General features: G+C 38.5%; 11 protein-coding genes. 3 read left to right on the top strand and 8 right to left on the bottom strand.

Features of this window, described 5'->3' with window-relative positions:
• Position 1: 1 nt before the first annotated feature.
• A complete protein-coding gene (locus LV83_RS20915; RefSeq protein WP_111613510.1) occupies positions 2 to 583 on the bottom strand; it encodes a hypothetical protein in 582 nt (193 codons plus the stop codon).
• Between the two features lie 48 nt (positions 584 to 631).
• Positions 632 to 1,141 carry an NUDIX domain-containing protein gene (locus tag LV83_RS20920; RefSeq protein ID WP_111613511.1) on the bottom strand — a complete coding sequence of 170 codons (510 nt, stop codon included), beginning with the start codon at positions 1,139 to 1,141 and terminating at the stop codon, positions 632 to 634.
• 14 nt (positions 1,142 to 1,155) lie between these two features.
• Here LV83_RS20920 and LV83_RS20925 point away from each other — a divergent pair, with 14 nt between their 5' ends.
• Together LV83_RS20925 and LV83_RS20930 are read left to right on the top strand one after the other, a co-directional pair.
• Positions 1,156 to 2,619, top strand: coding sequence for an ATP-dependent DNA helicase (locus LV83_RS20925; RefSeq protein ID WP_111613512.1), 1,464 nt, complete (start codon positions 1,156 to 1,158; stop codon positions 2,617 to 2,619).
• Between the two features lie 127 nt (positions 2,620 to 2,746).
• Positions 2,747 to 3,142, top strand: coding sequence for a DUF1573 domain-containing protein (locus tag LV83_RS20930; RefSeq protein ID WP_111613525.1), 396 nt, complete (start codon positions 2,747 to 2,749; stop codon positions 3,140 to 3,142).
• A 72-nt stretch (positions 3,143 to 3,214) separates the two neighbouring features.
• Here LV83_RS20930 and LV83_RS20935 read toward each other — a convergent pair whose 3' ends face one another.
• From LV83_RS20935 to LV83_RS20950, 5 genes are all read right to left on the bottom strand, one after another.
• Positions 3,215 to 4,000 carry a hypothetical protein gene (locus tag LV83_RS20935; protein WP_111613513.1) on the bottom strand — a complete coding sequence of 262 codons (786 nt, stop codon included), beginning with the start codon at positions 3,998 to 4,000 and terminating at the stop codon, positions 3,215 to 3,217.
• Between the two features lie 194 nt (positions 4,001 to 4,194).
• Positions 4,195 to 4,608 carry a TraB/GumN family protein gene (locus LV83_RS21825; protein ID WP_394335809.1) on the bottom strand — a complete coding sequence of 138 codons (414 nt, stop codon included), beginning with the start codon at positions 4,606 to 4,608 and terminating at the stop codon, positions 4,195 to 4,197.
• Positions 4,609 to 4,632: 24 nt separating this feature from the next.
• Positions 4,633 to 5,082: a hypothetical protein gene (locus LV83_RS21830; protein ID WP_394335810.1), complete on the bottom strand. Its 450-nt coding sequence runs from the start codon at positions 5,080 to 5,082 to the stop codon at positions 4,633 to 4,635.
• A complete protein-coding gene (locus LV83_RS20945; protein ID WP_111613526.1) occupies positions 5,079 to 5,981 on the bottom strand; it encodes a hypothetical protein in 903 nt (300 codons plus the stop codon). Before LV83_RS20945 ends, LV83_RS21830 begins: the two co-directional genes overlap by 4 nt.
• Positions 5,982 to 6,396: 415 nt before the next feature.
• The gene (locus tag LV83_RS20950; RefSeq protein WP_146613773.1) at positions 6,397 to 6,960 is read right to left on the bottom strand and encodes a hypothetical protein; all 564 of its coding nucleotides are present in this window, start codon (positions 6,958 to 6,960) and stop codon (positions 6,397 to 6,399) included.
• Between the two features lie 323 nt (positions 6,961 to 7,283).
• Between LV83_RS20950 and LV83_RS21330 the strand changes: the two genes are divergently transcribed.
• On the top strand, positions 7,284 to 7,520 hold the full coding sequence (locus LV83_RS21330; protein ID WP_146613774.1) for a hypothetical protein: 237 nt from the start codon (positions 7,284 to 7,286) through the stop codon (positions 7,518 to 7,520).
• A 190-nt stretch (positions 7,521 to 7,710) separates the two neighbouring features.
• On the opposite strand, the gene LV83_RS20960 is transcribed toward LV83_RS21330, so the two are convergent.
• A complete protein-coding gene (locus tag LV83_RS20960) occupies positions 7,711 to 9,486 on the bottom strand; it encodes a DUF6119 family protein (protein ID WP_111613516.1) in 1,776 nt (591 codons plus the stop codon).
• Positions 9,487 to 9,940 lie beyond the last annotated feature (454 nt).

Raw genomic sequence — 9,940 nt, forward strand, 5'->3', positions numbered from 1 at the left:
TTTATTTCCAGTTACCTTCGGTAGAGGCATCTGTTCTTGAACCTACTTTCAAAGCTTTCTCATTATTGTTCAGTCTTCTATCTGGATTGATTGGAGCAGGATCTCTAATCTCAAATACAGAGATTTCATAGGAGTTTCTTTCCACTTTGTCAGCGAAGAATTCAAATTGCTTTCCTCCAGAACCTGGTACTACTACCAAGGCATCTAGGTTGAAATCAGGATATTTTCTTTCGTTAAATAAAGAATCAATCACAGGTACGGAACCCAATGTATCAAACTCTACTGTTACTTCCTCAGCACCATAATCTAGCACTTTAGTAGTCTCAGTTCTTTGTACAAGCCAGATTTGACCATTTTGGATGAAATTCTTTAATTCAGCCCAATTAGCCGCATATCGTCCATTGGAAGCTTGAAATGCCAACTCAGCATCTCTAAGCATTTGCAATTTTTCTATGATTGCTGCTTCAGTAAGAGCAATTCTTTTTTCGTCCTCAACTACGTCGTCAACACCTTTCCAGAGAAGGTAGCCAAGACCAATTGCCACTACGAAGAAGACCAAGGATAGTACTTTTGATAAATTCATTTGATAAATTTTTAAGAATCTGGGTAAGGTTGAAGGTTATAAATCGTGCTATTTTAGAGAATTATTTCCAAAATTAAAATATCCTCGCAACAATACTAAGTCCTCCAGTGATTTTATTCCCCAAAAGATTTGATGAAGGGCTTCATTAGGCAATGACTGGATTTCATTTATGCTCATCCACTTGATTTCTTCGATAATTTGAGAATCTGGATAAAGCTCTGGATCCGTTCCTAGTGCTAATTTTCCTCCAATTTTCTCCACGAGAAAGAAATGTTCCATCGCGTGAAGAGGTGCTGCCAGGTATTCGTTAACGAAAAGATAAGCTTTTACATCTACATCTAAGCCAGTTTCCTCAGAAAACTCGCGTTTTAAATTTTCCGATGCAGTACATCCAAAATGCATTCCACCGCCTGGCACTGACCATAACACTCTGCCGTTTCCCATTAAATGTTTGATCATCAATATTTTTTCATCCTCGATCAGAATGCCATTTACACGGGATCTTAAATGATTTCCGAACTTTGATTCGATTTCCTTGCTGATTTTGTCTTTTGGCATTTACATTCGTTTGTATGAGTAAAGATAAGGAGTCAATGCCGAGGCCTTCGACATTGCTGAGTAAATATTTCCCTTTTGAGCCAACCTCAGGCCAGGCTGCCTTTTTCTCCAAGATGGATAAGTATCTTCTTATGGAGCCTGAGAAAAAACCAACCTTCGTCTTACGAGGATATGCTGGTACGGGAAAGACTTCTGTGATCTCGGCAGTGGTGAAAGTGCTCCCCAAGCTATCCATGCGCTCGCTTTTGCTGGCACCTACGGGTCGTGCGGCAAAAGTAATGAGCAATTACAGCGGACGTGCTGCATACACGATTCATAAGATTATTTATAAACCCAAAGCCGAAGATGGAAGTTTGGGTGGGGGATTTATCCTGCAAAAGAATTATTACAAGGACACCGTCTTTATCATCGATGAATCCTCCATGCTGGCTGATGATGGAGGAATGTCAGGAAATCTGCTTGGAGATCTGATCAGCTTTGTTTTCCATGGGCAAAACAATCGGTTGATCTTGGTAGGGGATACCGCGCAGCTTCCCCCTGTGGGATCTGAATTTAGTCCGGCGCTAGAAGCAGATTATTTACTGAGACATTTTCGATTGGAAGCCGATTTTATTGAACTGACAGAAGTGATGCGTCAGCGATTAGAATCAGGGATTCTGTATAACGCCACTAATCTTCGATATCAGTTACTGCAAGAAAAACAAGAAATCCAGATCAGTACGAATCAATTTAAAGACACTTTTAAAATGACCGGTGAGCGACTGGAAGATGGATTGCGGTATGCCTATGATAAGTTTGATACTGAGAATACCACCATAATCACCCGATCGAATAAAGCTGCAGTACAATACAATCTTTACATCAGGCGTACCATCCATTTTTTTGATGATGAAATCAGCTCCGGTGATTTGTTGATGATAGTTAAGAATAACTATACCTACATGGCCGAATCGGAAAAAGTGAATTTCCTTGCAAATGGTGATATGGTTGAAGTAATGAAAATCCGGTCTTTTGAAGAATTCTATGGATTGCGGTTTGCGACACTTGAGCTAAGGTTATTGGATTATCCAGATGAGCCACACTTTGAGGCAAAAGTGATTTTGGATACCCTCTACTCTCCCAGTCCTTCCTTGACAAGAGATCAGTACCGTAGTCTTTATCAGCAGGTATCGGAAGATTATGCAGATGTAGCTAGCAAAGTGGAACGAAAGGAGTTGATTCGAAAAGACCCATTCTTAAATGCATTGCAAATCAAATTTGCCTATGCGCTGACCTGCCATAAAGCTCAAGGTGGGCAGTGGAAGGCGGTTTTTGTGGATCAAGGGTATCTTCCAGAAAATCAAGTGGATAAAGATTTTACTCGGTGGCTTTATACAGCTATGACTAGAGCTACTGAGGAATTATATCTGGTGAATTTTGCCCCTGTATTCTTTGTAAAGCCAAAGGAAATAGAGGGTTCTGAATCGGATAGTTTTTAAAATAATTAAGCTTCAGATTATCTTTTGGCAAGGTATTTTCATTTTATTAAATCTTAAAGCTTGAAAAATCGTTATTTTGAAGTTGAGACAAAAAATTGAATATTTGAAAACCAAATACTATAAACAGATGAAAAAATTAGGAATTTTATTGACAGTCTTTGTGATGGTGTTCGCATTTAATGCAATTGCACAAGAACAAAGTGGTGCAGTACTCACCTTCAAGGAAAAATCTATTGATTTTGGTGATATCACGCAAGGAGATAAAGTTGAGCATACATTTGAATTGACAAACACCGGAAGCACCCCACTAATTATCTCTAATGTGGCGGTAACTTGTGGATGTACTGCCACTAGCTGGCCTAAAGAGCCAATTGCTCCAGGTAAATCTTCCGAGATCAAGGTGTCCTTCAATTCCGCCGGAAAAATGGGCAAGCAAAATTCAGTTGTGAGGATTTATTCCAATGCCTCTGAACCGATTGAGAAAGTATCCCTGATATCAAACGTACTTCCAAAAACGAAGTAAACTTCTTAAAGTTAAAACCAAAAAGCCTCTTGAATTGATTTTCAAGAGGCTTTTTGGTTTACCATTGTTTATTTAATCTGCCGGTGAAAGGATTACTAGCGGTGGATCTGTAGGAGGATTGATATCAAATGGTTCGGAAGATGATTCCGGTACTGGAGCATTGGAAAATAAATTCATGGAAAGATCCTTTATTTCAGTTGCATTTCTGATAAGGATAGTAACACGAGGCAAATCTGAACTAGGGCCATCTGTTCGTCTGACTACTTTCAACACATCAAAAGCAACGACCCCTAGATTTGCTCCCTGCAGGTTTCCTTCAATAGGGTCATAATTTATCGATATATCACTGTCATAAACTACGGCATAGACAGTTTGTCCAATCAGCATTTTTAAAGCAGTAGCTCTCAAAGGGATAATACCTGGGATTTCGTCTAGTAAAATTTCCGGGTCACTTCCAGAGGCGCCTAGGCCAGGACCTGGAGTCAGGTAGTTTTGCAGCCCATTACCAGTTGGTCCGGTGTTTTTCCAGCTTTCTGGGATAAAAGTAGGGGCAAACCAGCCTTCATCTCCCACCTGACCAGTGAAGAGGTCAATAGTCCTTCCAATGTTGTCTTGAAAATATCTCAGCGTCTGACGTTGACCGATGGCGGCAATTTGATCGTTGACATCTGTCTCAGAAAAATTGTTAGGTGCATTTCCGTTGTCAATGCTTTCTTCATCTATCAATAAAAAAACAATAGCAGAATTGTCAGAAGGCTCTCCATTTCCACCATTCGGATTATCATCATCAGTGCATGAGAAAAAAACAAAAAATGATAGGGTAAGAAATGGGCTTAGTTTAAATAAAAGGGACTTCATAGCTAGGAAGTTTGAGTGAATTATGTCTTTCTAATAACTCCAAAAGTGCTTATTTGTTGTTAGGTGGACGGTATGACAGGAAATTAGGAATGGAAAAGTAAACAGTTTTCTCTGAGGGTAAACAACTTCTGTGTATTGTAAAATGCGTGCCTTGGGCTCTTAAATCCCAACTATCCACTGAGATGAAGGAGACTTTATTTTACTTTAATTGGTGTAACTGTGTACCCAAGTTCCATTAATTGATTAATCAAACCGCATTCATACATCAAGTGACTTAAGCCAACTGCGATAAAGCAGTTCTTTTCTGCGAGAAGTTTACTGATTTTTGTCATCCATTTATCGTTTCTATCAGTCAGCATAAGTTCATTACTACAGGGAATATTCAGCTGATAATCCATTGCCATTTCTGAATACCAATTAATTTCCTCACAGGCAATCACATTTTGCATTCTAATTTTTTCAAGGATGTTGGATAGCCTCCTTTTATGGTTTTTTCGGGGCATTCCTTCTACGTCTTTATTGATTAAATCTATCTGCTCTTCTGTTGTTTCAAGTCCGTAACGTTCTATATTTTTCTCACTTGATTTTGAGGCTATATAGTCGTCCAAAGAAAGAGAAGTGTCATCAGGTTTTTAGTTCAAACAGACTTGTTGCTTGAAATGTCTGTTCAGAAAAACATACATTTCCGTTGGTGTTATTTTGTGATAATCAGTGGGACTTGTAGCGAAGAGATTATCAATGTACGTCAGGTCTTCTTTACTTAAATAGTTATTCCACTGAGTGATTTCGGTTCTCCGATTGATAATATCCTCAGCCGTTTCCCCTGAAGTATTCAGGTTTTCCTTAATTAATATTTCACTTGAAGCTAGCGCTTGGTTGGCTAGGATTAATGAGTCAAAAAAAACTTTTCCAAAAGCGTGATGGGTTCCAAATACGTAGGAAACCTGATTGTTTTCGGAAGAAGTTACCTTAAATAATAGTGTGTTGAATGTGTCAGAATCTTCTTTGTTTGGTAATTGAGCTTCCCCAACTTGAGAAAATAGAAGCAAAAGAATAACCATAGAAAAAATGCGTCTTTTCATCTTGTGTCCCATATCACGCTATGTTTGTTTTGTTCACTTACTAGGGTTAAGTGAGGTTTAGGGGTACTTCCGTCAAAAATCAATTCGGATGAAAACAAGAGTTTCTCTTTGTTCCAAAATGCCACCCAATGAGGTGTATAAGGTATGCTTTGTTGAAGGATAATTTCACGTTTTCCATCGGCATTAATTATATCAAAAGATCTTCTGCCCCAATAGGAAAGCAGTAATTGCCCTTTGGAATAATCTGCGTCAAACACCTGATTTCGGTTCAATGGCGCATTTTTTACGGTAGGATCTGTAAGGCTATTCCATTGGTTAAGGATTTGCCCGTCTTGATTAACCAGGTAGCAAGTTTCGTCGCCTAATAAAAGGATTTGGTTTTGCTCAACAGCCCTGATTCTGTTAACGGGATAATCAAATCCAAAATACTTTATTGGCTGTTCTCCTTTTTTAAGGCTGAAGATATCAGGGTATTTCCCAAAAATCAGATGATCGTCAGATAGCATAAAAAACCCTCCTTCTCCAATCCTGTACTCGTCTTTGAACCAATCCCAAATCACGGTTGGTTGGGTGTCAACTGTAGATTTTAAAACTCGAACCTGAAATTCATCAGATGCCTGCAAAAACCTTCTTTCTATCATGAAGATTTCATTTTGCTTGTTGTAAAGCATAAAGTCGCTTGCTGCATGCTTGGATTGAAAGAATACTTTTGGTTGAGACCCTTTCTCCCAAATCATTACACAGGCAAAGTGGCTTGGGTCATTTATTGGATTTATATACGACCAAAGTACATGCTCACCAATAGCAATCATATTTCCAGTTGGGTGCGCAAATGCAAAAGATGTGAGGAAAAGCAATAATGTGCCTAATAGTGTGGTTTTGATTTTCAATGTTTCCATTTTTTTCAAATAAGCATAAATGGTGTTTGCTCTGAGCAAGTAGGATCTGCTAAACCTCACGCGAAAAACTGAACTCTAAAATAACGTTGCCTTCCTTCGAAGCATTAGAACCTTGCTTGTTAAAACCGATTTGCCAGGGCTGTTGAGTGAATATAGTCCAAAAAGATGATCGTTCCAACGGGTGAAAGACCAATATTACTGACGACAATCACACTTTCTAGACTGAGAAGAAAAGGCTATCTAAGTATGCTGGACTATTACGCTAAATCAAAGCCTGAGGGTCAGTGAACCGCTCCCGATGTGCGGGAAGACCCGTATCCCGCATTTGCGGGAGTGGTGTGAGAGCCTCTCCCTGCTAGTGTTTCCTAGCGGGGCTGGCTACTCGATTGGCAAGCGCTTATTTTTCTATCAAATATTATTCAATGACTTCAAGTATCTCAGAAGGTTCAATAGGCATGGGTGGTATCGAGTTTAAAATTGAGTCATTCTCAAAATACTCTAATAATTGCTCTCCAAGTTTATAAACTGTGTCATTTTTGATGATCATAAAAACTAACATGTTTTTTCTCCGTGAATGACTATGAAATTCAGATACTATACCATAATCAGGGCTATAGAAATAAATCTGGTTCCAAGGCCAATCATTGTGGTAGATACTAATCTTTGAAAAATTCAATTCCTGACCAGATAAATTAAATGTAGAGTTTCCTAATAATGAAATCTCAAATTCACCTAAAAAAAACTCTTGTCTATCATTTAAAAATTTTTCCCCTTTAGCCTTTAACATTGAATCAATCTCGAGTTTAAATTCAAGAGTCGAATTATTATAAGGAGAACTACCAAGGGTATCAACTATCACTAAATGTTCTTCAGGATAATCTTCTATAATTTTCCATCCAACAATGGTTTGCTTCTCCTTTTTCTCACATGAAAATAGTAGAATAAGAAAAGATGAAAGAAAGATAAACTTATATTTCATAGTGATTGCCAACGGTTTGCATATGGCTTGTGGCGGTTTCGAAGCACTTTCCTGTCCACAGAAACCAAAGCTGGCTACGGAGCAAAAACCTTTCTGATAGCCGTTTACCCGCCATAAGCTATATGCGTTGTGTGTGCCTTGAATGGTGAATATAGACCAAAAAGATGGTCGTTCCAACGGGTGAAAGTCCCTTAAGCGCGGGAGTCGTTACCCGAAGCGAAGCAAGAGGCAAGGTTGTTAGCTGTGAAGCTAGAACTGAAGTAAGCCTGACTGCGGTATGTGTACTGACGAACAGAAACTACATACAGAGGCTATTAGGTCGGATGAGGTACCACATGCTGCCGAAGTCCAAAGCTCCGTTTGATTCATCAAGTGGAGAGCGTACCGAAATAGTAGATGTAGCAGGGATACATACAAGGATATTCATCTTACCTGGGGAGATCTCTGGCTGTCGTGAACATCTAAGAGAAGTCAGCAGAGGCCATAGTAGTCAACAGGACTTGAGCTTTGTAAATACCAAGGAGTTCTCACGAGTTGATAAAGGGCCGAACGTATTGTGAAGTGAAAATTCGATAGGGAGCCATCGTGTAGCCTTATCTTAAAAGTAGCGGAAAGAGGTTGTTGGTGTAAAGAGCGACTGCCTTATGCTTTACGAACCGCCGTATACGAGACCCGTACGTACGGTGGTGTGAGAGGCGCACCGTGGGCTTATGGCTCACGGCCGTCTACTCGATTGTGGTGCGTTTTTATTTAATTACTTCTTCTTATTTGATGTACAACAAGGTCAAAATAGTCTGCTCGTAAATCACTAGAACATTGGACGAGTGAAAATTTCGCGATATTAGAAGTGAACCTATCAATGTTGTCTTCCACCAATAAGTCATCTTTTAAATGTGACGTAAATGCTAAGATGAATACAATTCTCCTGTCAAATAACTTGATGAATTCAGAAATAGTCAATGAATTTGTACCGAGCCCTTTTTCAACCAACTTATTATAAATCTTCTCTAGAAGCGATTTATCAGAAGTCCCTAGTACATCTTTGAGTCTTCGAGCTGAAATATTAATTTGATTATGAAGTTCTCTCATTTTCGACTCAAATCCATATTTAACATGAATCAAGTACAAAGTATCATCATTATAGTAGAGGACGTCACATAACTCTAGACCATCAACGATAATAGTGTCAAGAACAAAGTAATTTTCGTGCCCATTGTACTGTAAATTGTAATCTCCTTCTTTTGATACAATCTGCTTGTCCCATGGAATAGTTAAAACTTCTGATGGTGCTTTATATGTTTTTAAAATGTGCAATGCACTGGTCCTAAGGTCCTGGACAAAAGAATTTCTTAAATTATACCATTTTGTATCTACAAGAAAATAAGGTCGATTCCGAACATTTAATTCCGTAGTAATGTGAAACAGAAAACTTGCTCCAATAGTCGCCTTGTTATTCTTTATACAAGTTACTCTTGCTCCTTGCAGAAATACCATGAAATTAAACCTGTCATTTTCACCATATAATTCTACTGCACGAGCCAATACCGAATCGTATATTTCTCTTCTGTTTGTTACCGTTTTAAAGGTTTTATAGCCTTTGTTTTCAGTTTTCTCTTTCAAGTCATAACTGTCCGCTTCATAAAATTGCTCAATATCATTCGGGTTGCAAAAGTCATGTTCGAATCGCCTTATATTCGGATTATTTCTTCTACCTAAACCTTGGATGTCATTAAAGATGTTTGTGATTAACTCAGGATACAGAAAGTCTCTTATAAATTTTTGGTCATCAATTTCCTTGTATGAACTCAGATAGTCTGAAGGAGCTAATTCAGAAATAACGTCCAACTCACTAAAAATTTGATGAAGCTCGTCGAAATCAACCGATTTTTTGATTTTAAATGATTTGCCGACACCTATTTGCATAGTTTCTTCTGGCTTTCCTTGTAGGAAGGAAAAATGTAAGCTTGAAGTGTCAGAACTAAGTATGAGGTTTATTTCCTTAGGGATTTTTCCAAATTTAATGAAGTCAATAATTCTATAATTGTCTCTAAATTGTTCGCTCAGGCCTGCTCTATATCCTGTAATACCACGTGATTTGATGGATGAGAGTTGATCTGATTCAGGTTTCATTATTCTTGAATATGTGTTCAGTCCAAATGAGTGATTTATGAAAGGAACAACCATTCTGTAAGCATTTCCACCTATCACACAATACAGTTCAATTGGTGTCTGAGCAAATAGAATTAACGAAAGTTGCTGTTGGGTGAAATCAGAATTTTGCGTCAGTTCTTCGGGTAAGAAATCCTGCCAATCTGAAATTATTTCATCTGTATTAAAAAGGTATAAATAATAAGATATGCCGTCTTTTTCGAAATGATTTAGGTTCAACTCACTAGGAGCATTCTTTAATTTCAGTTTCTTGTGGTAGGAGGAAATTATTGTTTTAATAATAGACTCAGTATCGACTTTGTTTTTTAGGTCGATGTGGTTTCGATTTATCTGATAAATTTTAGGATTCTGAGTCATTTTTTCAAATTAACGCCAACGGTATGCAGCTACCCGAAGGTGGCGATTTCGAAGCACTTCACTATCAACCAAGCAGAAACTTTGATAGAAGCACAAAGCTTGATTTAACCACTGAACCGCCACTTTTGGGTAGGTGCTGTTGCACTAAACCTACGGTAGTTTCAAGAGCAGCCAGAAAGAGGTAACTTTTTAGATCATTCATTAACTCTTATTAATCATGAAAAAAAAAGGAGAACCTCATCCAGACTGCCTGTTCCAATGTAGCAGGTTTTGCCGAACTACTTGCCAAGTTTGAACAAAAAGTTGTCGTTGCAGGCAAAAGCAAAAGTACACTATCAAACTATGCGAGACATCTGGCAAAACTGGCCATCCACTTCAATGAATTACCCACCCAAGTGGATCCCGACCGGATCAACGATTACCTGCATCTGGTCAAGCGCAGTCACAATACCCC

The sequence above is a fragment of the Algoriphagus yeomjeoni genome (genome assembly GCF_003259505.1).
Classification (GTDB): domain Bacteria; phylum Bacteroidota; class Bacteroidia; order Cytophagales; family Cyclobacteriaceae; genus Algoriphagus; species Algoriphagus yeomjeoni.

Coding starts and splice junctions, on each gene's coding strand:
- LV83_RS20915 (WP_111613510.1), bottom strand. CDS start 583: ATGAATTTATCAAAAGTACTATCCTTGGTCTTCTTCGTAGTGGCAATT.
- LV83_RS20920 (WP_111613511.1), bottom strand. CDS start 1,141: ATGCCAAAAGACAAAATCAGCAAGGAAATCGAATCAAAGTTCGGAAAT.
- LV83_RS20925 (WP_111613512.1), top strand. CDS start 1,156: ATGAGTAAAGATAAGGAGTCAATGCCGAGGCCTTCGACATTGCTGAGT.
- LV83_RS20930 (WP_111613525.1), top strand. CDS start 2,747: ATGAAAAAATTAGGAATTTTATTGACAGTCTTTGTGATGGTGTTCGCA.
- LV83_RS20935 (WP_111613513.1), bottom strand. CDS start 4,000: ATGAAGTCCCTTTTATTTAAACTAAGCCCATTTCTTACCCTATCATTT.
- LV83_RS21830 (WP_394335810.1), bottom strand. CDS start 5,082: ATGAAAAGACGCATTTTTTCTATGGTTATTCTTTTGCTTCTATTTTCT.
- LV83_RS20945 (WP_111613526.1), bottom strand. CDS start 5,981: ATGGAAACATTGAAAATCAAAACCACACTATTAGGCACATTATTGCTT.
- LV83_RS20950 (WP_146613773.1), bottom strand. CDS start 6,960: ATGAAATATAAGTTTATCTTTCTTTCATCTTTTCTTATTCTACTATTT.
- LV83_RS21330 (WP_146613774.1), top strand. CDS start 7,284: ATGAGGTACCACATGCTGCCGAAGTCCAAAGCTCCGTTTGATTCATCA.
- LV83_RS20960 (WP_111613516.1), bottom strand. CDS start 9,486: ATGACTCAGAATCCTAAAATTTATCAGATAAATCGAAACCACATCGAC.